The organism is Fibrella arboris (assembly GCF_041321095.1).
Classification (GTDB): domain Bacteria; phylum Bacteroidota; class Bacteroidia; order Cytophagales; family Spirosomataceae; genus Fibrella; species Fibrella arboris.
The window spans coordinates 17,640-42,825 of sequence record NZ_JBGGWE010000003.1 but is presented as its reverse complement, the minus strand read 5'-3'; the positions used below and the strand labels follow the sequence as shown (position 1 = coordinate 42,825).

Below are 25,186 nucleotides of genomic sequence, written 5' to 3'. Positions count from 1 at the left end.
TACCGAAACGGTCTGCAGCGGCAGACCATTTCGATTTTACTTCCTACTTCCATGAACCTGACTCATAATCAAGTACAAAACCACAACGATAGCCTGCTAGCCGGGCATCAGCGCAAATTAGCTCCCTGGACGGGTGAGCTGGAGAACGCAGAGGCAGTTATTCAGAAACTGATCGATTTTCAGATCGCGATACCAAGCTGGGCATTAGGAACGGGTGGCACGCGGTTTGGTCGTTTCGCGGGTGGCGGCGAGCCTCGTTCGCTCGAAGAGAAAATGGACGATGTGGGTCTGTTACACGCCTTAAACCGCAGTAGTGGAGCCATCTCACTACACATTCCGTGGGACGTACCCAGCGATGTAGCGGCTATTCAGCAACGGGCTTTGCAACTCGGTTTACGGTTCGATGCCGTTAACTCCAACACGTTCCAGGATCAGCCTAATCAGGAATTGAGCTACAAATTCGGTTCACTGCAACACGTTGATCCCGCGGTTCGTCAGCAGGCAATCGATCACAATATCGACGTGATCCGGCATGGCGTGGCGCTTGGTTCAAAATCACTGACCGTCTGGCTGTCTGATGGGTCCTGTTTTCCTGGCCAGCTTAACTTTCGCAAAGCGTTCTCGCGTACGCTGGAAAGCCTGCAAGCTATTTATGCCGCCCTGCCCGACGATTGGAAACTGTTTGTTGAGTACAAAGCCTTTGAACCCAACTTTTATTCCATGACCGTTGGCGACTGGGGTAGCAGCTATCTGTATGCCAGCAAGTTAGGCCCCAAAGCCTATACACTTGTCGATTTGGGCCACCACCTGCCCAACGCCAACATTGAGCAGATTGTGGCTATCCTGTTGCAGGAAGGTAAACTGGGTGGTTTCCATTTCAATGACTCCAAATACGGCGATGATGATCTGACTGTGGGCAGTATTCGGCCATACCAGTTGTTCCTGATCTTCTGCGAACTCATCGAAGGGATGGACGCGCAGGGAATGAATCACGCCGAAGACCTTGGCTGGATGATCGACGCCAGTCACAACGTGAAAGATCCACTCGAAGACCTGTTACAATCGGTAGAGGCCATTCAACTGGCCTACGCGCAGGCGTTGCTGGTTGACCGGGCTGCCCTCGAGGAAGCGCGTGAGGTCAACGATGTAGTACGTGCGCAGGAAATTCTGCAGGATGCTTTCCGCACCGACGTTCGGCCACTGGTGGCTGAAGCACGGATGCGGGCTGGTGGGGCGCTGAATCCGCTGGCGTTGTTTCGCCAGCTCGATGTGCGCGGACAGCTCATTGGCGAACGTGGTCTGAAAACAGTAGCTACAGGGCTATAACAATAAAGGGCGAAAGAGGTAATGAGTGAAAGAGTGTGCGCCGCAATGGCCTGACCCACAGTTGTTCATTCGTTCGCTCGTCACCTCTTTCACGCTTTACACTTTTCACCCCTTATCTCTTTCACTCTTTGAAAACGCCCGTAATTGCCATTATTGATGTGGGCAAGACGAACAAAAAGGTGTTCCTTTTTGACCGTCAATACCAGCTGGTTTGGGAGCGGTCTGAGCAGTTTGCTGAAACGGTCGATGAAGATGGCGACCCCTGCGAAGACCTGGAAAAACTCATCGACTGGGCGCTGAATGCTGTGCATGGTGTACTGGCGTTGCCTGACTTTGCGGTCCAGGCGCTGAACTTCACGACGTATGGAGCCAGCTTTGTGTATGTGGATAAGAATGGAGACACCGTTGGCTGTCTCTCTAATTACCTGAAGCCGTACCCGGACGCGTTGCGCGAGCAATTTTACGATCTGTATGGCCCTTCCGATAAACTGTCGGTGGGTACCGCGTCGCCGGCGCTCGATAGTCTGAATTCAGGACTGCAGTTATACCGATTGAAACATGAACGTGCTGATCTGTTCGCTCAGGTAGCCTATGCCCTGCATTTGCCGCAGTATATGAGCTACCTGATCACCCATCAGCCGGTTGCCGAAATGACCAGTATTGGTTGCCATACCATGCTCTGGGATTTTACACAGGCCGAGTATCACGACTGGGTGAAACAGGAAAACCTGGATGCCTGTCTGTCAGTGCTGGCCCCATCAGATAGTGTTAAAGTAATTTTGGTAGGCGACAAGTCTGTTAAGGTAGGCGTTGGCCTGCACGATTCATCGTCGGCCTTGATCCCTTATCTGGCCTCGTTCCGTGAACCCTTCGTGCTGATTTCAACGGGTACCTGGTGTATCAGCATGAACCCGTTCAATACCGATCCGCTAACGGCCGAAGAATTGCAGTACGATTGCCTGTGTTACCTCACCTACAAAGGGCAGCCCGTCAAAGCGTCGCGGCTTTTTGCAGGGAATGAGCACGAGCAGCAGACAAAACGGCTGGCGGCGCATTTTAACGTACCTGATTCATATTTCAAACAGGTTGAATATGATGCCGACATAATTGCGCGGCTGCAACGTACCCAGCCCGGAGAGGGCGAACAGGAAGAAGGATGGCTGGGTATGGACCCGCCCGCCACGATTCCGCCCTTCACCCAGTCGGCATTTGTAAAGCGTGATTTGAACCAGTTTCCCGACTACGAAACGGCCTATCACCAGCTGATGCTCGACCTGATGGCCCAGCAGCTTATCTCAACGGCACTGGTTATTCCCGGTAACCTGGTGAGCCCGATCTCGCGCATATTCGTCGACGGTGGGTTTAGCCATAATTCGATTTACATGAACTTGCTGGCAGCCGCCTTTCCTGAGATCGATATTTGGGCTGCTTCGGTAGCACAGGCTACCTCGCTGGGAGCTGCGCTGGCCATTCACGCCCATTGGAATCCAGAACCGATTCCGTCAGATTTGATAGACTTAACGTACTACCCCGCTCCTGAAACCGAGCCGGAGCGTTAATAACCCGTTTGGTAGGGTTTCCCATGAAAATAGGCCTATTCATTCCCTGTTACGTCGATCAGTTTTACCCGCAGGTAGCCAAAGCAACGCTGACGCTTCTGGAAAAACTGGGCTGTACCGTTGATTATCCGCTCAACCAGACCTGTTGCGGGCAGCCAATGGCCAACTCGGGCTACGCCCACCTGGCGGGCGGTTGCGATGCGAATTTTATCCGAAATTTTGCTGGGTACGACTACATCGTGTCACCGTCGGGTAGTTGCACACTGCACGTGAAGCAGCATCTGCATAGCCACGATTCGGCTACCAATGAGGCGGCGGCAGCCATTCGCGGCCGGATTTACGAACTCACTGAATTTCTCACCGACGTGCTGAAGGTAGATGCTCTACCCGCCTCAGACCAGGTACGTTCATCCCGGGTGCCTTCGTTACGTGTGGGGCTGCATCAGAGCTGCCACGGACAGCGCGGGCTACATCTGTCACCTATGTCGGAATTGGTTGGCAAGCAGGGGATTTCTAAACCCGCCCGGCTTATTCAACTGGTGAAAGGACTTGAATTAGTGGACCTTGATCGCCGCGATGAGTGTTGTGGATTTGGGGGTACATTCTGCGTGACGGAAGAGGCCATCTCATCGAAAATGGGTAAAGACCGTGTGGCCGACCATCTCCGGCATCAGGTCGACGTTATTACAGGCGTTGATGTATCGTGCCTCATGCACATGCAGGGAATCCTGCGTCGGCAGGGTAGTAAAGTGGACGTGAAGCACATTGCTGAGCTATTAGTGAACTGATCTATGAGTAAGCAAACGCACGCTGAGGCTGCCGCCGTCTTCAATAAAGATGAAGCCCGCGTTGACTGGCACGACGAAACGCTCTGGTTTGTGCGGAGCAAACGGGACCGGGCAGCGCAATCGATACCCGAATGGGAGGGGCTGCGCGAAGCGGCGTCGCAGATAAAGAATCATGTGCTTTCTAACATGCACGAGCTGCTGGTGCAGTTTGAACAGAAGGCAATACAGAATGGGATCAGGGTGCACTGGGCCGCCGATGCCGCCGAACACAATGCCATTGTGCATCAGATCCTGGTCGATAATAAAGTGAACCAGATGGTGAAATCGAAGTCGATGCTGACGGAAGAATGTCACCTGAACGAATACCTTAAAGCGCACGGTATTGATGTAATCGACTCTGATTTGGGCGAACGGATTGTGCAAATGCGCGAAGAACCGCCCAGCCATATTGTGCTGCCTGCTATCCACTTGAAAAAGAGCGATGTGGGCGATACGTTTCATAAGCACCTGGGCACAGATAAAGGCGCAACCGACCCGCAATACCTTACTGAAGCTGCCCGCCTGCACCTGCGCGACACGTTTTTGACCCGAAAAGTAGCCCTCACCGGTGTTAATTTTGCTATTGCCGAAACGGGTGGTTTTGTGGTGTGTACCAACGAAGGAAACGCCGATATGGGCGTTCATCTGGCCGATGTACACATTGCCTGTATGGGCTTTGAAAAGATCATTCCCCAAGCCGAGCACCTGGGCGTATTCCTACGCCTGCTGGCCCGTTCGGCTACCGGCCAGCCCATCACTACATTTTCCAGCCATTTTCATAAGCCGAGGCAAGGCCAGCAGATGCACCTGGTGATCGTTGACAACGGCCGCAGCCGCCAACTGGGACGACCCGACTTCCGAAATTCGTTGAAGTGCATCCGGTGCGCCGCCTGTTTCAACACCTGTCCGGTATACCGGCGGAGCGGCGGACACAGTTACCATACCGCCATTGCCGGACCAATCGGGTCAATTCTGGCGCCGAATCTGGATATGCGTCAGAACGTTGATCTGCCTTTTGCCAGTACGCTTTGTGGCTCATGCACCAATGTTTGTCCTGTAAAGATCGACATTCACGAACAGCTGTATAAATGGCGGCAGGTACTGATGCAGGAAGGCTACGGGCCAACAGCCAAAACGGTGGCGATGCAGACAATGGCCGGTGTACTGGCGTCGCCCCGGCTATACCGTATGGCTGGAAAAGTGGGGCGAGGCGTATTGCGATTCGCGCCCATTGTTGCCGAAAACGGTCTGAACCCCTGGTATACCCATCGAGAGATGCCCGAGCCGCCAGCCGAGAGTTTCCGGGATTGGTATGTGCAGAGAAACGTGTAGCACCGAAACGGTCCGCCGCTGCGGCTCCAGCTTCGGCAGTTAAAGACCTACTTCAATACCGAAGCTGGAGCCGCAGCGGCGGACCGTTTCTGTACTACAATGAAAATGACTTCACGCGACACCATGTTGGCTGCCATTAAAGCCAATCAGCCGGAACGAATTGCCTTGCCAGAGCAATTTACGTTCGAGACAACGTACCCGGATTTGGCCGCGCAATTTGCGGAAGTGCTGGCGTTCGTTGGCGGCCAGGCCGTGAACGTACCTGACTATGCCGCCATTGCCACCTACCTGCGCCAGACCTACGCGGATGTGCTGAGCATAGGCACCACCCTGCCTGAACTAGCCGACGTAGCCGATATTGATCTGACGCTCATTACAGTGCCTCATGATCTGGCTGGCCTGAACCTCGCTATCATTGGTGGGCAGTTGGGTGTGGCCGAAAATGCCGCTATCTGGGTCGACGAGCAGCATATTCCGTCGCATTTTCGCGCCCTCCCTATGATCACGCAGTACCTGGCCATTGTCATTCGTGAGGCCGATCTGGTGGCCAACATGCACGAAGCCTATCGCCGGATTGATGTGGCAGCTACGGGCTTCGGTACCTTTATTGCCGGCCCTTCTAAAACCGCCGATATTGAACAAAGTCTGGTGATTGGCGCACATGGGGCCCGTGGCCTGACCGTGTTTATCATCAAGTAATACTGAAGCAACCTGCCGGAATAGTGATGAATGCGGTATTTTTGAGGAAATGCCAAAGCTCCAGCTTTGGTGAATATGCCTGGTACCTCCTTATCTGACCGAAGCTGGAGCTTCGTCGCTACGGCCTAATGCTTCAGCAGATCGCGATTAACGATTTTTCGAGTACGCCCAAGTATCTCCAGATTTATAATTCCATTACGGAAGGAATTCGGAATAAAGACATCCTGCCGGGCGATAAGCTACCGTCAATCTTCGAAGTATGCGCCGAGTTCGATGTGTCGAAACGGACCGTTGAACGGGCGTATGATCTGCTGAAAGAAAAAAAGGTAATCGAATCGACGAAAGGGAAAGGCTCATACATCAGCGACCTGGAAATAAACAGGGCGCTAAAAGTGTTTCTGCTGTTCAACAAGCTCAGCGCCCACAAGAAAATCATCTACGACGCGTTCACCGCCGAACTAGGCCCCGATATCCCTATCGACTTTTTCATTTACAACAACGATTTCCGACTGTTCAAAACCATTCTGCCAAACCACGCTCACGGCTACACTCACTACGTCATCATTCCGCACTTTTACGAAGGTGGCGAGCGGGCCGTCGATCTGATCAACACGCTGCCAAAACATAAACTGGTGGTGATGGACAAGCTGATTGAGGGCCTGACGGGGAAATATTCGGCTGTTTACCAGGATTTTGAGAATGATCTGGTACAGGCGTTGATCAGCGCGTTACCGCTGCTACGGAAATATGCCAACCTGAACCTGCTGTTCCCCGACTACACCTATCATCCCGAAGCCATATTGGCTGGTTTTCACCGGTTCTGCACCGACTATGGTTTCCAGGCGCACGTAACGCCCGACATCACCCTGGCGGGTATCATTCCCGATTGTGCGTATATCAATCTTATGGAAGAAGATCTGGTGACGCTCATCAAGGAAATTAAAGAAACGCCCTACCAGGTAGGGCGCGAGGTGGGTATTCTGTCTTATAATGAAACGCCGCTGAAAGAATTATTGCTCGATGGCATTACGGTCATCTCGACCGACTTTGCTCAGATGGGGCGCACGGCTGCGCAACTGGTAACCGGTAAAGTGACAGGGCAAATCAAGAACCCTTTCCAGCTTACTATCAGAAAGTCGTTGTAGGCACTGGAGCGTAGTAAGGTAACGCAATACCTTACTACACCAGGCAGCTAAAAATTGCCCGTTTGCTTCTTCAGCGCAGCCTGCACATCAACAGGCAGGTTTGTGAAGAAACGGAGACCGGTACGTTGCTCCAACTCGTTGACCGACAGGCGATAACTATCCCATTTGCGTTCGGCCGCCGACTGCTGGTTCGGTATATAAACGGCCACCACCTGTGTATTGGGCCCAATGCGGATAAGATCGTCTGACCCATTGGGCAAGACCAGCAATACCTTCCACAGAGCGGCTGGCACCGTAATTTTGCCACCCGCTATACTGCTGGCTTCACCCTGCTCACCAGTGCCTCCCGTTCCGCCAGTACCGGCTATCAGATAGACCTCATTGCCGTTATCGACCAGTTTACGGGCATATTCTTCTAAGTACTTCCAGGTTTCCCGGTTGAATTTTGGCGCTTGCGGCACGACGTTTGATAGGACGAACGTAGCAGCGTTATCGACCGGGTTGCTGTCGCGATCTTCTGATGGGCACAAATGGCCACGATCGAAGCCCGTCTTCTCATAATCGCTTGATCTGATCGTTGAATAACCAGCGGGCAGGTCAGGGTCGGGGCGGAAGGTTTTGGTTCGGGCGGCATCACCCCGCCATTCGGGGCTCAGGTGCCAGCTGACCCAATTGGCGATCCCTCGACTACGGTTGAAACTCAGCGAAAACTGATGCTTTTCGATCAGGTAATTGTCGGGGTCAATGGTGGTGGCCAGACTTGGATTGCCCAGCGTGAGGTGTTCGCTGGTGGGCTGCGCTGGCCGACTACCAGGTTTAGGGCCCTGCGGGGTTGGCAAACAGCCATTGAGTGCCAGTGCCAGACTACCGATGAACAGATTTGTCAGCAGTCGATTTTGAATGAACGTTGATTTTGTTAGCATACTTGCGGAACTTTACTTGACTAAGCTACCAGTAAACTGAGATTTACTGAACACAGACCAGAAACCACAATGTAGCCTGTTTTTAGGGCATTTTAGTATCACAACCCATACGTATGAGTAAAAAGAAACCGGCCGTACCGCAACGTACTGGCTATACAGCCCCGCAAGCTGCCACGCCTCGTGCAGCGGTGGCTACCCCTCCGCGGCCGCAGCCCACTGCCGCCCCCCGTCCATCAACACCCACTGCTTCTGATCTGCCAATCGACCGTAGCCCGGTGGCCTGGTGGCCTATGCTGGCACTCGCGGCCATTGGCGTGCTGCTCTATGCGAACACGTTCGGGCATCAGTATGCGCTCGACGACATTGCCGCCATTGGTCAGAACCTGTTCGTGAAGCAGGGCCTCAAAGGGTTACCCGATCTGATGCGGACTGAATTCTGGCATTTCAGCAATATCTCGCTGGGATACTACCGGCCACTCTCACTCATTACGTTTGCGCTCGAACAGGAATTCTTCGGTGACAAACACCCCGAATACAGCCACATGATCAATGCGGCGTTGTATGGACTCACTGGGCTGAGCATCGGGGCGCTGTTACAGAAATGGTTACCGGGTAAAACAGTGGTCGCTTTCCTGATCGGTCTTGTTTTTATCACGCACCCCATTCATACCGAAATTGTCGCGAACATCAAGGGCCGCGACGAGCTGCTGAGCTTTCTGTTTATCTCGCTGATGCTGCTCACCTACTGGAAGCAGCTCGAAGCGAAAACGTCATTCTGGTATCAGGGTCCATCGGCCGACATTGCCCTCGGTGCTGTGCTGACCATTTTCAACGTAGTAGCCGGTTGGGTGATCGGTAGCAGCCTGCTGGTGAACTCGTTTGGCGCTACCGCCGGTGGTGTTATTGGTGTAGTGATCATGGGCGCCCTATCGACAAGCTGGGTTGGACTGGCCTGTGCATCGCTTTACTTTGCCTTTCTGTCGAAAGAGTCGTCGATCGTGAGCCTTGCGCTGATTCCGGCCATGCAATACTGGTTCGGCCGTCGTAACGTGTATCAATCGATGATTAGCCTCTGGCCATTCCTGATCATCTCAGCGCTGTTCTTCTACCAGAAACAGAAGATGATCGGCACCCTGAGCGGTAACCCCCCCGTCGACTGGGCCAACTATCCGTACGCCATTCTGAACACGAAGACGTCGACTATGTTCAAGTTCTTCATGTATTACCTGAAACTGCTGGTGTTGCCGCATCCGCTGGTTTACGACTATTCGTTCAATGTCATTCCAACGGGCGGAAAAGGCGATATCATGTCGTGGCTGGGCTTCTTCTCGATGGTCGGCATGGTCGTGCTCTCGTGGATCGGTTTTCGGCGGCGTACGCTGTGGGGGTTCGGCCTTTTCTGGTTCTTCGTGACTATGATGCCAGGTCTGGGCTTTATCTATAGCCGGGGTGGTATCCTGGCCGAACGGTTCTTGTATGCGTCGGTGATGGGTTTCGCGTTTATTCTGATCTGGGCGGTTCAGGCTGCCATTGCCCGTTTCGGGCTTGACAAGGCCAAAACGAACGTACCTGAAGAAGTGGCTGCTACTGACAGCCAATCGGTGATCGATTCGATCCGGTCGCCAAGACCAGCACTGGCTCAGATGGCTATCAATTATGCACCACTTGCGTTGGTTATTGGCATTACCTGTGGCTTGTATTCGTTCAAGACCGTTACGCGCAATCCCGATTGGGAAAACAACTTTGTGCTGTTCAATTCGGCGCTGCCCTACGCGCCAACAAGCTGCCAGGTGCAGCGCCACGTGGCCAACGAATGGATTGAGAAAGGCCTGAAAGAACGCGCCAAAATCGACTCGGCCAACGTGCGGATGGCCCGCTATAAAACCAAAGCCGATTCAATCAAGAAGTACCAGGCTATGCTGCCTGAGTATAATAAAGAAGCTGGTAAATATGCCCGATTGGCGCTGGATCACCTGCAGGAGTCGTGCAAAATTTATCCGAATTTCGGGGAGTCGTATTTCTCAATGGCTTACGTCTTCCAGCGGATCACACCCAATGTCGATTCGGCTAAGCATTATTATAAGCAGACCATCCGGGCCGCTTCATCGTATGCGCCGGCTTATAACAACCTGGGTGTAATCTACCAGAATGAAGGCAAGTACCAGTTGGCATCGTATTACTACAATAAGTCGATGGAGGTGAACCCGGCCTATCAGGATGGCAAGAACAACTACGCTGCCCTGAAAAAAGCAACCGGCCTCGACGTGCGCTTCCTGCCCGATTCGGTCATCACCCGAAATTAGGCGTATAAGTTAAAAAACTGGCGTACCACAGCTGCAGGGCCTGAAAATTGGTTCGGTATGTGTGGTACGCCAGTTTTTTTTATGAACAGACATTGGCCATATACCGGTAATCGTACATAACCTGTGTATATTCATAGGTCGGTTGGGCTTGCCTTTACCACCGACCTAGCACCATTTATGTCTGTTCATCCTCCTGACGACTATTCTGACACAGATAAAGCACAGACAGTCCAGCCAACCAATCAGGAATTAACACTACGTGAGAAACTGCTGTTGCGCGAAGCGCAACTGAGTCAGGCACAGCGTATGGCCGGCATGGCCAGTTGGGAGTGGTATTTCGGCGGAACGGAGATTCAATGGAGCCCGGAAATGTATCGTTTCTGGGGCTACCAGCCCAACGAAGTAAGCGTTGATCTGGATAGTGTGGCCAAGTCAACGCATGTGGATGACCTGCCCATCCTGGAAACGGCAGTGCAGCGATTGCTCCAGGGCGACGACGTAGAGATGGAATACCGACGGTATGACAAACTGGGGCGTGAAATTTATATCTATACCAACGGTCAGATCATTCGAAATGAAGCGGGTGAGCCCATCGGTGTGTTTGGGATCGACATGGACATCACCAAACGCAAGCAGCAGGAGCAGCACCTGCTGGACCTGAACAGGCAGCTGGCAGAGAAAAACAAGAAGCTGGAGCAGATCGTGGCCGAAGCCAACGCGTTCACCTATGTGGCCAGCCACGACTTGCAGGAGCCGATACGCAAGATCCAAAGTTTCAACCAGCTTATTCTGGACAAAGAAGCAGGTCGGTTATCGGCACAGGGGCAGGAGTTTTTTCGCCGCTCGATTGGGGCGGCCGAACGGATGCAACAGCTTATCCGTGACTTGATCACATATGCACAGATAAACAGTGCCGAGCGACGAATAGAATCGGTTCAATTGGCTGGCCTGATTGATAAAGTATGTGCGGATCTACAGGAAACCATTGCCACCAAACAGGCGATAATACGCATAAATTCACTGCCTACCCTGTCGCTGATGCGGTTTGGATTTGAACAGGTAATTGACAATCTGATCAGTAACGCGCTGAAATATCACCGGCCAAATACTGTCCCGGAAATAGCGATCAGCTACCAACGGATAACCGCGCCGAACGTACCTGATCAGCATGAACTAACGATTGCTGATCAGGGAATTGGGTTCGATCCGATTTACAACGAACGGATTTTTCAACTTTTCCAGCGCCTACACCGCCACCATCAGTATACAGGAACGGGCATAGGCTTAGCCATTTGCTACCGTGTGATGCAGCAGCATGGCGGAACCATCAAGGCTATCGGGAAGCCCGGCGAAGGGGCTACGTTCATGCTGCGTTGGCCGGTCAACATGGAGCACTAAATCAGTTGCCCCGGGTGAGTACCAGGGCGCGTTCCAATACTTCATCACGCCCTACCTGGAGCCCTTCGATAGATGGCCGAATCAATACATCCGGAATAAGGCCAACCCGTTGCGTTTCCCGCCCATCCGGGTAATACACACCGATACCACTGAATGCCGTTCGGTAGCCGCCCGGCAGCGGCACCCACGAAATAGTACCGTCGGCCCCGGCGGTAGGACTGCCAACCAGGACGGCCGCCGGCACTGTGCGAAAACCCATTGCTGTAAATTCAGCCTGACTTTGTGTTTCTTCGTTCACCAGCACAATGACTTTACCCGTATATCGCTCTAATTTCCGGCTGAACGTAGGCAGCTTTGCGGACCCTACCTCCCGGAATACGCCGGGGAAGCGCAGGTCGGACCCCGAAAACCGGGCAAATGCAGCAGGTTTGGTCTGTAAATAACGGCCAACGAGCCAGAACGTCCCATTCGGATAATTACGCAGGTCAAAAATGATGGCGCGGGCACGCAACAGCGGTTTCATGACGCTATCGACCTGCCGGGACATCAATTTCCCCATGTTAACGTACCCTACCTGATCGGGCAACCACTGACTGACTGGATACTGAGCGTTAACCGACTTATAGACAGACGGTATAAGTTTCCGAAACGGAAAACGAGACACCTGGACTGTTGTGTCGTGGCCGTTCTGCACTACCGTTAAGCGGGCTTGTTGGTCGTGCCCTACACCAATCAGCCCTGCCAAATCACGTAGCACGTCCAGCCTATTGGAGGCTGATATGTAGGGACGGAGCCGGGCTATATGCGATTGAATGAACTGACCATCAAGCTGACTGATGACTGAACCGACTTTGACGGGTAACGGGCCTGTAAGCGAATCGGAATAGATACGGGTAATGATAGCCTTGCTGTCGAACAATTTCAGTTCGAAGGGTAGCCATAACGTACCCAGATCGCACCGTAGGCAACGCGTTTTATCCGTCGACGTAACAAATCCGTGGCTATCCTGAATACTGGCCACTAATTGATAGATAGCCTTCTGGTAGGTCTCGGGCGTTTCTGCCTGCTCGAAAACCGGAATCATACTGGTCAGTACGTCAGCCCATGTGCGGTCTATGGCGTATTTGTAGGGAAAGAAATAGTGAATGATGTTCCAGTATCGAAACAGAGCCAGCAGCCGATGCGATCGATCGGGTATCGCCATATCGGCATAGGCTTTCTCGTTCTCGTAGCTCGTGTTCTTTATGTGCTTGTCTTGCTGTACATAATAATTGTAGCCTTGATTTCGATTGGTCACTAAGTAAGTTAATCGGCTGCGAAGCGGTTCTGTGAACAGGGTTGAATCGGTCAGAAACGAAAGATCCAGGCCAGGTCGTCCGAGAACAGTATGTTCAGGTTCGGATTGGCAGCTACGACAGGGTTTTACGGGTCCTAGCTGGTTGAGTAGGTCCTCATAAACGGCGCTTAACGTCTGCTGATTATCAGCTTGTTGCACGGCAGGAATCAATTCGACCAGCCGATGGTCCCAATCCTGTTGACCAGACGCCACGACTGGATGATAATACTTTAAAAAGCCCCACACCTTGCAGAGTGAAGCAAGTTGCTGGGTTTTACTCAATGGCTGGGCAACGGAAGCCGTAGTGGCCAGAAGCAGGAGTACAAGGTAGCGCATCGGTTAAGCGGGTATCGATTTACTACAAAGACTAAAGCCACTGACCAACGGTTGGTAGTGACTTTCTTAAAAAAACATAAACGGCATTGGTCGAACGGGTTGATTACCGATACACGCGGGTAGTCAACGTTGTCTAGTTACAAAATAACCATGACGGTCCTGGTAAAGCTGGTTCACATTGCCCTTGGCTAGTTAACCGGCTGGTCATTTAAACCGCGGATTCCATCAGCTCCGCCAAGATTTTCTGGGCGGCTACGGAAATAATGGTGCCGGGGCCGAAAACGCCTTCGCTACCTAAGCGGCATCCAGGTGGCAAAATAAGAGAGTGTCAGGCAGTTAACTTTTGGGAAATCCCTTGACTTGAGCATGTCGAAGTGATGGTCATTCGTAATGATAAAATCGGCTCCCGACGATAATGCGCAATCGACGAATTTATTGTCATCGTAGTCGGCGGTAATTAGACCCCATCGGTAAAAGATTTCGGTTCTAACCGTGTTAGTCTGCCTGTCAATCAATTCAAGTAGATTTTCGGCAATAGCGGGCGTCATACGAGCCCCAAAAATCTCAGCATATTCAGCCAAAACCTCAGTACTGACAGCCAGTTCAAACGCTCCTGTGCGATAGGCATCAAAAACAGCCCGGTATGGGGATAGCTTTGGAATAATTGCCAGGAAACAGTTTGTATCAATGACAATGCGCATCAATCGTGAGTGTAAGGAGTACGGTTGTGCTCCTGAGCCCAGTTTTCAACGGTGCTCACATCCCAGCCCTTTTCCGTAAATAGTACATCAACATCTTCTTCTACTTTCCGAGCAAAGTAATCGGCTAGCAATTGCTTGATCTCCAGAACTTGTTCATCAGGAATTGGACGTGAGAACGTTTTGAGCAGTTCTAATTGCAGTGGGGTTAGCATGGTTATATCGATTTGTTGTACCAACTCAACTATACGTAATCTGGGTACGTTCCAAGAACACGTCATCAAGTTGAGTGTCCCTGTCAATCAGGCTCTAGAGGCGTTGGCTCCATCAGCTCCGCCAAGATTTTCTGGGCGGCTACGGAAATAATGGTGCCGGGGCCGAAAATGCCCTTTACGCCCGCGTCGTAGAGAAACTGGTAGTCGCCTGCCGGAATAACGCCTCCTGCAATGACCATAATGTCGGCGCGACCAATGGCTTTCAATTCATGGATCAGCTGCGGAACCAGCGTTTTGTGGCCTGCTGCCAGACTCGATACGCCCACAATATGCACGTCGTTCTCGGTAGCCTGGCGAGCCACCTCGGCGGGTGTCTGGAACAGGGGACCCATGTCCACATCGAAGCCCAGATCGGCGAAACTCGTGGCAATGATCTTGGCACCCCGGTCGTGGCCGTCCTGCCCCATTTTCGCCACCAGAATCCGGGGGCGTCGCCCTTCTTCAGCCGCAAACTGATTGGTCATTTCGCGGGCAAGGCGGAAATTGTCGTCGTCAGATACTTCAGCCGAATACACACCTGATACCGACCGAATCGTAGCCTTGTGGCGACCAAACACCTTTTCCAGCGCATCAGAAATCTCGCCCAATGTGGCCCGCTGACGGGCTGCCTCAACGGCCAGCGCGAGGAGGTTATCGCCACCGCTGGCCGCCTGCGTCAAGGCGGCAAGTGCCTGGTCTACCTTTGCCTGGTCACGACTGGCACGTACCTGCGCCAGCCGCGCCACCTGCGAGTCGCGCACCGCCTGGTTGTCAATATCCAGTAGGTCAATAACCGTATCGGTGGTGGGTTTGTAGCGGTTAACACCCACAATCACATCTTTACCGCTATCAATGCGAGCCTGCTTACGGGCGGCGGCTTCTTCAATGCGGAGTTTCGGCAGGCCTGTGTCAATGGCTTTGGTCATGCCACCGAGTTGCTCCACTTCCTCAATCAATGCCCACGCTTTTTCGACCAGTTCATTTGTCAGATACTCCACATAATATGAACCGCCCCAGGGGTCGACGGCGCGGGTAATGTCGGTTTCGTGTTGCAGGTAGAGTTGCGTATTCCGGGCAATACGGGCCGAGAAGTCGGTGGGGAGTGCAATGGCTTCGTCGAGCGAGTTAGTATGTAAACTTTGCGTGCCGCCCAGCACCGCCGCCAGGGCTTCAATGGCTGTGCGGGCTACATTATTAAACGGGTCCTGCTCGGTAAGGCTGTAGCCCGACGTCTGGCAATGGGTACGTAGCGCCAACGATTTGGCATTCTGCGGACCAAACTGAGCTACGAGCGTGGCCCAAAGCAGCCGCCCGGCGCGAAGCTTGGCAATCTCCATGAAGTGGTTCATGCCAATTCCCCAGAAGAACGACAGGCGTGGCGCAAACTGATCAATACCCATACCCGCTGCCAGTCCGGTACGAATGTATTCCAGCCCGTCGGCCAGCGTGTAGGCCAGTTCAAGATGGGCGGGCGCTCCCGCTTCGTGCATATGGTAGCCGCTGATGCTGATCGAATTGAACTTCGGCATGTACTGGCTGGTATATGAGAAAATGTCGCCAATCAATCGCATCGATGGAGCGGGCGGGTAGATATAGGTGTTGCGTACCATAAACTCCTTCAGAATATCATTCTGAATGGTGCCCGACAACTTTTCGGGCGAAACGCCCTGTTCTTCAGCCGCCACAATGTAAAACGCCATGATCGGGAGCACGGCCCCGTTCATGGTCATCGAGACCGACATCTGATCGAGCGGAATCTGATCGAAGAGAATCTTCATGTCCTCGACCGAATCGATCGCCACGCCTGCTTTACCTACGTCGCCCACCACGCGCGGATGGTCGGAGTCGTAGCCACGGTGCGTAGCCAGATCAAACGCCACCGACAGGCCTTTTTGTCCACCCGCCAGATTGCGCCGGTAAAAAGCATTCGACGCTTCGGCGGTTGAAAAGCCCGCATACTGACGGATTGTCCACGGTTGCCGAACGTACATGCTGCTATATGGCCCACGTAAGTAAGGGGGGATGCCTGCCTGCGTAGGTACGTTGCTGGGTACATCGGACAGCGTAAACCGTGGTTTTAACCGGATACCCTCAGCTGTAGTGAAGGTGTTGCCCGTGGCCGAACTGGTTGAGGTTTGTTTAGTATGAAGAGGCGGTTGCATGCAAGTAGAGGGCTTTACGGACTAAACGAATGGCTACTCAAATTCTGCGGATAATCGTCGGGTTGGTTCGTCGGTATCTATAGGCGTAAGGGCCGGGGGGGGGGGCGCTTCGTCGTGCCGGAATTTAGTAACGCCAACCAGCACACGACCCATCCGAATGGCTGTCACTTTTGCGTCGTAGGCACGGTCCAGCGCTTGCTGAACGTACCCAGCTTCCCGTGCCTTCGTAAAACCGCCCATAGCCTGAACCTGTTGATACAACGTCCAGGCGGCTTCGACCAGTTGATGCGTCAGGTTTTCGATGTAATAACTGCCCGCAGCCGGGTCGGTTACTTTATCGAGATAACTTTCGGCTTTCAGCAGGGTAGAGACATTCCGGGCAATACGCTCACTGAACTCGCTGGACGTACCCGGATGCGGGACCGCCAGCACTGCATCGTATGGGCGAACAGTCAGCGCATCGGCTCCTCCAAGTACGGCTGCCATAGCTTCGGTGGTGGCCCTGAGCAGATTCGTGTAGGGCGTGGCGGTCGCTTCGTAGAACGTCGACGTTTGGCCGTGTACCAGCACGGCCTGGCTTGTCGTTGCCGGGTAGGAGCGGGCAACCAGCACACGTAACGCCCGCAGCTTTGCCATTTCTATAAAATAGCTGGTGCCAACCGATACCGAGAGCAGGGTTTTCGGAATCAACTGATCGACCGTCAGGCCCGATTGCAGTAGCTGGCTGTACGTTTCGGTCAGCCTGGCCAGCGTGAAGGCAAGTTCCTGAGTAGCGGTAGCGCCTGCAGTATGAAAATCGTGGCTGCTGATGCTGATTACACGAAAGTTTGGCGACTCGTTGCTCCGACCGATCGTATCAAACAGACTGGTTATTGGTGACCCCCCTGCGGCGGGATGGGCTGTACTGGACGCTGATAACATACCGCCCCGGAGCTGATAGGGAGCAACCTGCTGTAGAGCGTGTAAAAATAATGGTTCGTCGACGCCGGTGCCCAGCCTGAAAAAAACAGGCGTGTCGCTTAGTTTGATGCCATCAAGCAGATGGGGCAATGAAACACCAGCAGGATGCTGTGTGCCAACAGACTGGCTGGGCGAATCAGCGCGGGGTATGGTCAGAAGCAATGCATCGGCCCCGGTGGCCAGCGCGTTGCGCAGGGTTGCGTTCAGCTGTTTTTCACTGCCTGGAAGTACCGTATACTCAGGAACATTGAGCCAGCCCGGTGTTGATTTTTGAGCGGCCTGCAAAAATGCGAGCTGCTGTGGCTCAATTCCAGTATCTGTATAGTAGGGTTCAACGGTAAACCCTTCTGGCGACGCCCAGCGTAAGCTTTCGTATACGTGGCTGTCTTTCAGGTCTTTTTGTACCTGTGCGTGCCAGTCTGCCAGCGAAGCAGGGGCGAAGGGAACAGAGAATTGGGTCGGCATAAGCGAAATAAGTCACAGAATGGGCTAAAGGTACGCACTGTTTTTTCTCAGTCCGTAATTCGTAAATTGTGCTACTTTTGTCTCCCTTTTAGCGACCGTAACCGCTGCACCACTTAACGTTCATTCAGTGACCACCCCCGTAACACCCGGCTCCATGCAACGCGAAGTACAAATTGTCTGGAACAATTGTCTGCGTGTTATTCAGGAAATAGTGCCCGAGCCAAGTTTCAAAACCTGGTTCGAGCCGATCGTGCCTGTTCGGTTGCATGGGAAAGTACTGACCATTCAGGTACCCAGCGAGTTTTTCTACGAATGGCTGGAAGAAAACTTCGTTCATGCCCTCAGAAAGGCGCTCGATTACGCCATCGGTCGTGATGGGCAGCTCGAATATTCGATCGTAGTGGATCAGGGTGATGCCCAGAATCGGCCCATTGCGGTGAGCATGCCGACAACCAAAAGCCCGCAATCGGCTAAGCCCGATAATGTAAGCCCGGTATTACGCTCGCCGTTTGCGCTGAAAGATCTTGATTCGCTGACCCTCGATTCGTACCTGAACCCTACCTATACCTTTGATAACTACGTAGAAGGCGACTGCAACCGGCTGGCCCGGAATGCGGGTTTCGCTGTAGCCTCGCGGCCAGGTGTCACCTCGTTCAATCCGTTGATGATCTACGGCGGTGTAGGCTTGGGAAAAACGCATCTGGTGCAGGCCATCGGGAACTTCATCAAGAATAACAACCAGGATAAATTTGTCCTGTACGTCACATCCGAGAAATTCACGAACCAGTTTCTAAACGCGATACGTACCGATGGCATCCGCGATTTTACGTCGTTCTACATGCAGGTGGATGTGCTGGTGATCGACGACGTGCAGTTTTTGCAGAAAAAGGAGAAGACACAGGAAATTTTCTTCCACATCTTCAACCACCTGCACCAGTCGGGAAAGCAGATCATTATGACGTCTGACCGGTCGCCGCGTGCGCTCGACGGGCTGGAAGATCGCCTGCTCTCGCGCTTCAAATGGGGCCTGACGACCGATTTGCAAACGCCTGACCTGGAGACCCGTATCGCCATTATTCAAAAGAAGTTACAAGCCGAAGGCGTATACATCGACGATGGCGTGATCGAATACCTGGCTCACAGCATCAACACCAATGTACGCGAACTCGAAGGCGTAGTGGTATCGCTGATGGCACAGGCGTCGCTGAACCGGCGCGAGATCGACCTCGATCTGGCCAAAGCGACACTTCGCAACATCGTTGTCAACGACGAGAAAGAGATCAACATCGACACGGTGCAGGAGCTGGTCGCTGATTTTTACAATACGACCATTGCCGATCTGAAATCGAAGAGTCGGAAACGTGAAGTCGTTTATCCGCGTCAGGTGGCGATGTATCTGGCCAAAGAGCTGACCGAACTCTCGCTTAAATCAATTGGCTATCATTTTGGCGGACGCGACCACAGCACCGTCATTCACGCCATTCAACTCGTGAATGACCTGCTCAAAGAAAACCCTGATACCAAAGAGGAGGTAGCCAAGCTGAAAGGGTATTTCAAATAAGTTTACAGTTTGCTCCGCTTCCTGACCCGCCGCCAGATCGATGATGATGCCTGGAACCGTTGCGTGTCCGAGGCACACAACGCGCTCTTGTATGGGCATAGCTGGTATCTGGACGCCGTAACGAACTTGCCAGACTGGGCCTGGGAGGGGCTTGTGCAGGAGGACGTACCTGGTGCTTACAACGTTGTGGTGCCTATTCCGCTGCGTCGTCGGTGGGGGCGATGGGTGGTGTACCAGCCGCTGTTCTGCCAGTTTCTAGCCCTGTTTTCCCGGCAACCGGTAGACCCAACTCCATTTTTGCAGGCGGTTTTTGACCGATACAGATATGCCTCCAGCTGGCAACTGCTGCTTGATGCCCCCTTGTTCGATTTACCCTTGCAGGTACGTTGCCAGGTAATGCACACACACGTCTTGCCTCTCCGAACTGGAACCGCTTCCTACACCGCCGACCGGAGGATGAATCTGCGACGTGCCGCTCGCCAGCTGGGCAACGTACCTGATTGGCAGATAACAGAGTCGGTTGACGTTGACCCCTTACTACGCCTTTTCCGGGAAAACCATGCCGCCGAAATAGGCGTTGGCGAATGGGCTTATACCTTGTTCCGGGGCGTCTTTGCTGTTGTTCAGCAGCGCGAGCTGGGTACGTTGCAGTATGTCTGGGCGGCGGGTGAGATCGTGGCAGGGGCCCTATTCGTTGAACAGCATGGCCGACTCATCTACCTGTTCAATGCCGCCAATGCCGAGGGGCGCCGCCTCAACGCCCGGACTGTGCTGATTGATCGGTTGATTCAGGAGAAACAAAAAAAAGCACCGATGCCAACGTCGTCGGTCTGGCCGGTGCTTGATTTTGAAAGCCCGGACAAACCGGGTGTTGTATCGTTTTATGAGAGTTTCGGTGCCGTTCCCCAACCGTACGTAGTGCTCAGCTGGAGCCGGTTAAGTTGGCTGGAGCGTTCCGGGCAGAGGCTATTGAAACAGGTCAAAGCCCTTATTTCCGGAAGGCCAATGGCTGTTTCAAACCCGCAGAAGATTTGATGTCCATATCGAGCGAGCCAATAGCCAGTTCAACCTGCACCTTAATTGGCACTTTATTGACATCATCAGATACCCACATCAGCAGCGCATCTTCCCCTTTAAAGAAACCGTTCGCCGACAGAATGGGACTCAGTTTAATGACGTTGATCGTACCGAATTTTGTTTTGAGTGCCTCTTTTCCGCGGTATTTGACCTTCATGTTGTACACTGTGTCGTCGTAAAAAGCGGGGAGTTCAATGATCGTGCCCACGCCCAGTCGATTGAAGTCGATGGTGCGGAGAAAGTAGTAACTGCTCACTACATCATGCACATTATCAGGCACTTTGAAGAGGTCTTTCTCGGTGCGTTCTTCAGCCTTTACCGTATTGGCGGCGTGGTTGAAGGTCATATTTTCTTCTTTACGGTAGCTGTTCTCCTGAATATTAGTGTAAAACTTCTGCGGGAGAATAGCCGCCGTGTCAATATAGGAGCGCCAGGTGTCGCGCACCTTCGTAACCAGATCGAAAGCACCGGTAGTACGGCCAAAAACGTTGACCTGATAACACGGCCGACCGTTCACTGCATAGAGCGACGGAGCCACATCGACTCGGGCCTCGGCAGCGTTGATAATGCCGTAATGAACTCGGTATTCGAGATGTTCGCCCGGGCCGAAGCTTGTATTCACAACGCGGCGATAGGTGTTGGCAACCGTAAAAGCCGTTGTCAGAATAAGCAGGATGCCCAGCGTTATACCCGTTTTCTTCATGGCAATCAGTCCTTTATAATGACGGATAGATTTTTTTAAGGTGTGTTAAATAACGCTTAAAATCGCTTTTGAATTGAGTAACAAACTCTGTTTTGAACCGGTTCTGTTGCTTTCGGTACGTTAGGAACCCTACAAAATACGCATTGTTGGGTAAATCAGTTTTTAACCAGACCCGTCTTTTCCCGGAATGGTTCAACCGCTCATCAGTAAGCGTATCGGTAGTGGTCATGATCTGACCAATGGTTTGCCACTTTGTTGCTTCTTTGATGGCTACAGGTGTTGATGGTTTAACTACGCTATAAACGCTATCGAGTTTTTGGGTGCCCCTAAGAATATGATCGTCGAACCGCTCATGATAAGCTTTTGTTGCCAGATAATTTTTATAAGTTGTTGAAGCACGCCCATATTTCTGGGCCATGTAGCGTTCGGCTCCGTAGTCACCCACGAAATCGGCCAGGTTTTCATTGTATTCAAGCTGGTCTTTGATAAACAGCGTACCATGAGTCAGTTCATGGATGATCAACTCGGCCAGACTACCCTCTGTCCGTTTCAGCATACTTGACAGGATCGGGTCTTTAAAGAAGCCGAGCGTCGAGTAGGCCGCTACTTCGTTAATACGCGTGTCGTAGCCCTGGTGTTGCAACAGGGTATCGGCCGCCTGCAGCTTCTGACGATCAAAAAAGCCTTTATATGAAAAGGTGCCGAGCAGCGGAATATCGTACACAACGGGTTTCAATGCGTAACGTTCCGAGCCAACCAGCACCCACATCAATGGCTTACCCTGCTGGTCATGAAACGTGGTGAAATTGGCCGATGGCTCAAGCCCCAGCGAATCCTGGGCGAATTGTTTAATGGCCTGGATGAGCCGGATCTTAGCTTTCAGCGAATCGGGGTAAGTGGGGTCGGCCAGTACGTCGGTAACGGAGCGCGTGTTGAGCATAATATGTACTTGCCCTTTGGCCTGCATATAGCCATAACCGATCCATTCGCGTTGCCAGAGGCCCAAAGCCAACAGGACGAGCAAGATGCCCAACAAGATACGCCGTTTCATGGGGCGAAGATAAAGAGCGAAAGAGTGAATGGCGAAAGAACGGTCTGCCGCTGCGGTGAAAGAGCGAGCGAGTGGAAGCAGGAAAAAGTTAATGCCTAAGCTATGTGCATACTCTTATGAGAATCAGTTCGCTCTTTCACCGCAGCGGCGGCCCGTTCTTTCGCCATTTACTCTTTCGCTCTTTCACCATTCCCAGGTACCGCTCGTCACTCTTTCGCCATTCACTCTTTCACTCTTTCGCTAAAAAGCGTACGTTCGTGCTCCGCTAAACAACACAAACCAATGGCAGTGAACGCAAAACACCTGGCAACATTCATTCTCGGGGCCGCCGCTGGTGTAGCCCTCAACAAATACCTGCAAACAGAAGAAGGCGAGAAAGTGATGGCCGACCTGAAAGAGAAGGGTACGCAACTAAAAGCCGAGGCCGAAGGCGCTATCGATAATGCCCCCGAGTATTTCGAGAAGTTAAAAACCCAACTGGCGGAAATGCTGAAAACGAATTTCCCCAACGCTGAACAGGCCATCGATGATGTGTTGGGGAAAAAACCCGAAACAGATCTGCCTGCTTAACAGGCAACGTACCTGAATCCAAAGAAGGCCGCTGATCGATCAGCGGCCTTTGCGCGTCATGGGCTACTTGCCGACAAATGAAGAGCAACGGCTGTTCGTGGCTGGTTCAGCCGCCATTGTAACCTGCCTATGGGTGAAGATTGGTTCCGTTGAGCACTGCCTGTACTTCACCTTTTTGTTGAAGCAGCGGTACATTTTGATACGCCGACACATAGGTTCCCGGATTGCAGGAAGTCAGCCAAACCCCCATCATCAGCGGGGTAAGTTGCCTGAGCAGATATGTTTTCATAGCTAACTGTACTAGTTACAGGTTATCGGGGAAACGTCTCTAGTTCGGTGCGTAGGTCACCAGGGTATTATTAGTGTAGTCAAATCGCTGCATATCTGCGCTGGCATTTTTTTCGGGCACCGTTACTCAAATGCCGGTTTTTATAGGTGCTGGCGCTTCATGGATATAGTGTTGCTGCGGTGCGGGGCGTTACAATGCCTGCTCGCCGCTGATTCAGCCGCCATTGCATGCCCAGCCTCATGAACGTCTGATCAGAATGGATCACATCGAACTTATTCTGGTTAACGACTGGAAACCAGCCGAATAACTGAAGCATTATCCTGAACGTAGGGCCTGCAGCCGCAACGGTGAAGGCAGGTTCAATAAACAGCGTGTGCGAATGGTTCAGTCGCTCGAAACTGTCTGAGCGGGCATCTACCGGAGGTGTATTTTCAGGTAGAATGGTGGCGGTGCCATAGCCTGTATAATTAATTTTCGTGGAAAACGATATGCTGCCTTTCCGTCGCCGAATCCCGATGGCGGGCTGTACATATACATTCCAGTTCGGTATGCTCATACTACCGGGGATAATAGTCCGGTAACTTGGAGCCGTACCGCTGCTTGCCGACGTTGATGCTGGAGGGTCTGGGTCACTCCAGCGTTGCGCCGTAGTGCCCATACCCCCGCCCAGATACACCTCGGCAATGGGACTTTCGGGCGTTTTTCGTAAGGTAACGTACCCAACGGCTACCTCAGCCCGCCGCTGGTTAACAGCAAATTCTCCCGACGGCGTTAGGAATTTTTTACCATTAATGACCGCAAAGGCGTTCACTGCCACACCTACGTGGTTGCTTACAGCCACCGCCGCCTGAAGATTTGTTGTATTGATTGACACCTGCGCCTCGCCCTTTTTCTGAAAAAGCGGCACGTTCTGATGCGCCGGGGCATAGACTCCCAGATTGCAACCAGTGAGCAGTAACCCCATCGCTAGAGGGATAACTAGTCTAAATAGGTACGTTTTCATGGCGAACGGAGAGGGATGTACGTTGTTGTAATTAATGCGTTAATTGCCAATGCCAGGGAGCACTACCTTACCGTTTTTTGTAACCACGCAGGGGTTTGAGTAGATTGTGTTACCAAGCGAAGCCGCCGTCCATTTAACCGTTCCCGTCACGGCGTCGATGGCATACAAGCCCTTCTGCTGATTGCCCACGTAGACAGTTCCGTTGCTTAAGGTAGGACTACCTGACGAGAAATCGGGAAGCTTAACCTCCCATTTCGTGCTACCATCGGCTACGCTGACAGCTACAATCCGGAATGGGTTGATGGTCGCTACGTACAGCAGGCTCTTTCCTACGCTGGGCATGTAGGGAAACATAAGACCGGTTTTAGTCCATTTAGACATACCGGTGGCAGGGTCGATGGCCTGTAAATTGCCATTGACATCACCCACGTACCCAACCCCATCGACCACCACTGGTGGGTCAGTTGCATAAGAGCCAGCGCTCATTTTAACCATCCATTTGCTTGCTCCCGTAGTGGCGTCAAGGGCGTAGTACGTGCCACCAGACCCCACGTAGAGGCTACCCCCGCTGATAATAGGCGTGCGAAAATGGCTGTCGGTATCCATAGTAAATGTCCATTTTAGCGCACCTGTTATCGCATCGAAGGCCATGCATTTTGAGTAGCTGGTAACGTAAACTAAGCCGTTTGCCACGGCAGGATTCCCTGTGTCGTTGGTGCCAAACGGGTTCGCTTTCCAGCGTACAGTACCTGTGTTGGTATCGAGCGCGTAGACAAAGGCCCCGCCGCTAATGTAGACAAGGTCATTGGCCACCACAGGCGGTCCACTCATAAAATTGCCGACGTTGGTAACCTGCCATTTGAGTGTGCCGGTGGCGGCGTTAATAGCATTCAGGCTATTTTGGTTGCTGATAGGGAAACTGTGACCAACGCAGTAAACAACGCCATTTGTAACGGTCGGGTTGCCTTCAGAAAAGCTCGTGCTTGGACCGGGAATGCTGTAAGTCCAGCGCTTGTTGCCGGTAGCTGCATCCAGGGCATACAGGCTTTGCCCGGCAATGTAAACCACATCATCAGTGTCGGGACCGGGGTCTTTGTCTTTGCAGGTAAAAAATAGGAGTGGCAGGGCCAGTAGGACGTACCTGAGGCAATTGGTTATCGGTTTCAAGATTGTGTGGAAAATGATCGTACCCGATACGTCTGGCACGTG

22 protein-coding genes are annotated in these 25,186 nt (G+C 52.6%); 11 read left to right on the top strand and 11 right to left on the bottom strand.

Annotated features, from left to right (window positions below):
• The first annotated feature begins 51 nt into the window (after positions 1 to 51).
• The 6 genes from ACAW75_RS05335 (at position 52) to ACAW75_RS05310 (ending at position 6,888) form a co-directional block, all read left to right on the top strand.
• Positions 52 to 1,326, top strand: a complete 1,275-nt coding sequence (locus ACAW75_RS05335; RefSeq protein ID WP_370727651.1) for a sugar isomerase — start codon at positions 52 to 54, stop codon at positions 1,324 to 1,326.
• Between the two features lie 128 nt (positions 1,327 to 1,454).
• On the top strand, positions 1,455 to 2,885 hold the full coding sequence (locus ACAW75_RS05330) for an FGGY-family carbohydrate kinase (RefSeq protein ID WP_370727650.1): 1,431 nt from the start codon (positions 1,455 to 1,457) through the stop codon (positions 2,883 to 2,885).
• A 23-nt stretch (positions 2,886 to 2,908) separates the two neighbouring features.
• Complete coding sequence (locus ACAW75_RS05325) at positions 2,909 to 3,673, top strand: (Fe-S)-binding protein (protein WP_370727649.1); 765 nt, start codon at positions 2,909 to 2,911, stop codon at positions 3,671 to 3,673.
• A gap of 3 nt (positions 3,674 to 3,676) precedes the next feature.
• Positions 3,677 to 5,044 carry a lactate utilization protein B gene (locus ACAW75_RS05320; protein WP_370727648.1) on the top strand — a complete coding sequence of 456 codons (1,368 nt, stop codon included), beginning with the start codon at positions 3,677 to 3,679 and terminating at the stop codon, positions 5,042 to 5,044.
• A 105-nt stretch (positions 5,045 to 5,149) separates the two neighbouring features.
• Positions 5,150 to 5,743, top strand: a complete 594-nt coding sequence (locus ACAW75_RS05315; RefSeq protein ID WP_370727647.1) for a LutC/YkgG family protein — start codon at positions 5,150 to 5,152, stop codon at positions 5,741 to 5,743.
• 128 nt (positions 5,744 to 5,871) lie between these two features.
• Complete coding sequence (locus ACAW75_RS05310; RefSeq protein ID WP_370727646.1) at positions 5,872 to 6,888, top strand: GntR family transcriptional regulator; 1,017 nt, start codon at positions 5,872 to 5,874, stop codon at positions 6,886 to 6,888.
• A gap of 47 nt (positions 6,889 to 6,935) precedes the next feature.
• Here ACAW75_RS05310 and ACAW75_RS05305 read toward each other — a convergent pair whose 3' ends face one another.
• Positions 6,936 to 7,811 carry a DNA/RNA non-specific endonuclease gene (locus tag ACAW75_RS05305; protein ID WP_370727645.1) on the bottom strand — a complete coding sequence of 292 codons (876 nt, stop codon included), beginning with the start codon at positions 7,809 to 7,811 and terminating at the stop codon, positions 6,936 to 6,938.
• 113 nt (positions 7,812 to 7,924) lie between these two features.
• Here ACAW75_RS05305 and ACAW75_RS05300 point away from each other — a divergent pair, with 113 nt between their 5' ends.
• Together ACAW75_RS05300 and ACAW75_RS05295 are read left to right on the top strand one after the other, a co-directional pair.
• A complete protein-coding gene (locus ACAW75_RS05300) occupies positions 7,925 to 10,114 on the top strand; it encodes a tetratricopeptide repeat protein (protein WP_370727644.1) in 2,190 nt (729 codons plus the stop codon).
• 177 nt (positions 10,115 to 10,291) lie between these two features.
• On the top strand, positions 10,292 to 11,512 hold the full coding sequence (locus tag ACAW75_RS05295; RefSeq protein ID WP_370727643.1) for a sensor histidine kinase: 1,221 nt from the start codon (positions 10,292 to 10,294) through the stop codon (positions 11,510 to 11,512).
• 1 nt (position 11,513) lies between these two features.
• Here the strand turns inward: ACAW75_RS05295 and ACAW75_RS05290 are convergent, their stop codons facing one another.
• The 5 genes from ACAW75_RS05290 to ACAW75_RS05270 form a co-directional block, all read right to left on the bottom strand.
• Positions 11,514 to 13,184, bottom strand: coding sequence for a S41 family peptidase (locus tag ACAW75_RS05290; protein WP_370727642.1), 1,671 nt, complete (start codon positions 13,182 to 13,184; stop codon positions 11,514 to 11,516).
• 290 nt (positions 13,185 to 13,474) lie between these two features.
• The gene (locus ACAW75_RS05285) at positions 13,475 to 13,885 is read right to left on the bottom strand and encodes a putative toxin-antitoxin system toxin component, PIN family (RefSeq protein WP_370727641.1); all 411 of its coding nucleotides are present in this window, start codon (positions 13,883 to 13,885) and stop codon (positions 13,475 to 13,477) included.
• Positions 13,885 to 14,097: a DUF8507 family protein gene (locus ACAW75_RS05280; RefSeq protein ID WP_370727640.1), complete on the bottom strand. Its 213-nt coding sequence runs from the start codon at positions 14,095 to 14,097 to the stop codon at positions 13,885 to 13,887. The genes ACAW75_RS05285 and ACAW75_RS05280 overlap by 1 nt, the downstream gene beginning before the upstream one ends.
• A gap of 83 nt (positions 14,098 to 14,180) precedes the next feature.
• Complete coding sequence (gene scpA, locus ACAW75_RS05275) at positions 14,181 to 16,298, bottom strand: methylmalonyl-CoA mutase (protein ID WP_370727639.1); 2,118 nt, start codon at positions 16,296 to 16,298, stop codon at positions 14,181 to 14,183.
• Positions 16,299 to 16,331: 33 nt separating this feature from the next.
• Positions 16,332 to 17,723 (bottom strand): methylmalonyl-CoA mutase family protein, encoded by a 1,392-nt coding sequence (locus ACAW75_RS05270; protein WP_370727638.1) that lies wholly within the window; start codon positions 17,721 to 17,723, stop codon positions 16,332 to 16,334.
• 154 nt (positions 17,724 to 17,877) lie between these two features.
• Between ACAW75_RS05270 and dnaA the strand changes: the two genes are divergently transcribed.
• Together dnaA and ACAW75_RS05260 are read left to right on the top strand one after the other, a co-directional pair.
• Complete coding sequence (dnaA, locus tag ACAW75_RS05265; protein WP_370728084.1) at positions 17,878 to 19,284, top strand: chromosomal replication initiator protein DnaA; 1,407 nt, start codon at positions 17,878 to 17,880, stop codon at positions 19,282 to 19,284.
• 9 nt (positions 19,285 to 19,293) lie between these two features.
• Positions 19,294 to 20,319, top strand: a complete 1,026-nt coding sequence (locus ACAW75_RS05260) for a GNAT family N-acetyltransferase (RefSeq protein ID WP_370727637.1) — start codon at positions 19,294 to 19,296, stop codon at positions 20,317 to 20,319.
• On the opposite strand, the gene ACAW75_RS05255 is transcribed toward ACAW75_RS05260, so the two are convergent.
• Both ACAW75_RS05255 and ACAW75_RS05250 read right to left on the bottom strand, forming a co-directional pair.
• Positions 20,273 to 21,064, bottom strand: a complete 792-nt coding sequence (locus tag ACAW75_RS05255; RefSeq protein WP_370727636.1) for a DUF3108 domain-containing protein — start codon at positions 21,062 to 21,064, stop codon at positions 20,273 to 20,275. The genes ACAW75_RS05260 and ACAW75_RS05255 overlap by 47 nt on opposite strands.
• 13 nt (positions 21,065 to 21,077) lie before the next feature.
• The gene (locus ACAW75_RS05250; RefSeq protein WP_370727635.1) at positions 21,078 to 22,115 is read right to left on the bottom strand and encodes an aminopeptidase; all 1,038 of its coding nucleotides are present in this window, start codon (positions 22,113 to 22,115) and stop codon (positions 21,078 to 21,080) included.
• Positions 22,116 to 22,397: 282 nt separating this feature from the next.
• On the opposite strand from ACAW75_RS05250, the gene ACAW75_RS05245 reads away from it, so the two are divergent.
• On the top strand, positions 22,398 to 22,685 hold the full coding sequence (locus ACAW75_RS05245; RefSeq protein WP_370727634.1) for a YtxH domain-containing protein: 288 nt from the start codon (positions 22,398 to 22,400) through the stop codon (positions 22,683 to 22,685).
• Between the two features lie 127 nt (positions 22,686 to 22,812).
• Here the strand turns inward: ACAW75_RS05245 and ACAW75_RS05240 are convergent, their stop codons facing one another.
• The 3 genes from ACAW75_RS05240 to ACAW75_RS05230 form a co-directional block, all read right to left on the bottom strand.
• Positions 22,813 to 22,974, bottom strand: coding sequence for a hypothetical protein (locus tag ACAW75_RS05240; protein WP_370727633.1), 162 nt, complete (start codon positions 22,972 to 22,974; stop codon positions 22,813 to 22,815).
• A gap of 157 nt (positions 22,975 to 23,131) precedes the next feature.
• On the bottom strand, positions 23,132 to 23,938 hold the full coding sequence (locus tag ACAW75_RS05235; RefSeq protein ID WP_370727632.1) for a hypothetical protein: 807 nt from the start codon (positions 23,936 to 23,938) through the stop codon (positions 23,132 to 23,134).
• A gap of 78 nt (positions 23,939 to 24,016) precedes the next feature.
• Positions 24,017 to 25,144, bottom strand: a complete 1,128-nt coding sequence (locus tag ACAW75_RS05230) for an outer membrane protein assembly factor BamB family protein (RefSeq protein WP_370727631.1) — start codon at positions 25,142 to 25,144, stop codon at positions 24,017 to 24,019.
• Positions 25,145 to 25,186: the final 42 nt, after the last annotated feature.

Excerpts from the sequence above, each read along its gene's own strand:
- ACAW75_RS05335 (WP_370727651.1), top strand. The coding sequence starts at position 52 with ATGAACCTGACTCATAATCAAGTACAAAACCACAACGATAGCCTGCTA.
- ACAW75_RS05325 (WP_370727649.1), top strand. The coding sequence starts at position 2,909 with ATGAAAATAGGCCTATTCATTCCCTGTTACGTCGATCAGTTTTACCCG.
- ACAW75_RS05320 (WP_370727648.1), top strand. The coding sequence starts at position 3,677 with ATGAGTAAGCAAACGCACGCTGAGGCTGCCGCCGTCTTCAATAAAGAT.
- ACAW75_RS05315 (WP_370727647.1), top strand. The coding sequence starts at position 5,150 with ATGACTTCACGCGACACCATGTTGGCTGCCATTAAAGCCAATCAGCCG.
- ACAW75_RS05310 (WP_370727646.1), top strand. The coding sequence starts at position 5,872 with ATGCTTCAGCAGATCGCGATTAACGATTTTTCGAGTACGCCCAAGTAT.
- ACAW75_RS05305 (WP_370727645.1), bottom strand. The coding sequence starts at position 7,811 with ATGCTAACAAAATCAACGTTCATTCAAAATCGACTGCTGACAAATCTG.
- ACAW75_RS05300 (WP_370727644.1), top strand. The coding sequence starts at position 7,925 with ATGAGTAAAAAGAAACCGGCCGTACCGCAACGTACTGGCTATACAGCC.
- ACAW75_RS05295 (WP_370727643.1), top strand. The coding sequence starts at position 10,292 with ATGTCTGTTCATCCTCCTGACGACTATTCTGACACAGATAAAGCACAG.
- ACAW75_RS05290 (WP_370727642.1), bottom strand. The coding sequence starts at position 13,184 with ATGCGCTACCTTGTACTCCTGCTTCTGGCCACTACGGCTTCCGTTGCC.
- ACAW75_RS05285 (WP_370727641.1), bottom strand. The coding sequence starts at position 13,885 with ATGCGCATTGTCATTGATACAAACTGTTTCCTGGCAATTATTCCAAAG.
- ACAW75_RS05280 (WP_370727640.1), bottom strand. The coding sequence starts at position 14,097 with ATGCTAACCCCACTGCAATTAGAACTGCTCAAAACGTTCTCACGTCCA.
- scpA (WP_370727639.1), bottom strand. The coding sequence starts at position 16,298 with ATGCAACCGCCTCTTCATACTAAACAAACCTCAACCAGTTCGGCCACG.
- ACAW75_RS05270 (WP_370727638.1), bottom strand. The coding sequence starts at position 17,723 with ATGCCGACCCAATTCTCTGTTCCCTTCGCCCCTGCTTCGCTGGCAGAC.
- dnaA (WP_370728084.1), top strand. The coding sequence starts at position 17,878 with ATGCAACGCGAAGTACAAATTGTCTGGAACAATTGTCTGCGTGTTATT.
- ACAW75_RS05255 (WP_370727636.1), bottom strand. The coding sequence starts at position 21,064 with ATGAAGAAAACGGGTATAACGCTGGGCATCCTGCTTATTCTGACAACG.
- ACAW75_RS05250 (WP_370727635.1), bottom strand. The coding sequence starts at position 22,115 with ATGAAACGGCGTATCTTGTTGGGCATCTTGCTCGTCCTGTTGGCTTTG.
- ACAW75_RS05245 (WP_370727634.1), top strand. The coding sequence starts at position 22,398 with ATGGCAGTGAACGCAAAACACCTGGCAACATTCATTCTCGGGGCCGCC.
- ACAW75_RS05240 (WP_370727633.1), bottom strand. The coding sequence starts at position 22,974 with ATGAAAACATATCTGCTCAGGCAACTTACCCCGCTGATGATGGGGGTT.
- ACAW75_RS05235 (WP_370727632.1), bottom strand. The coding sequence starts at position 23,938 with ATGGGGTTACTGCTCACTGGTTGCAATCTGGGAGTCTATGCCCCGGCG.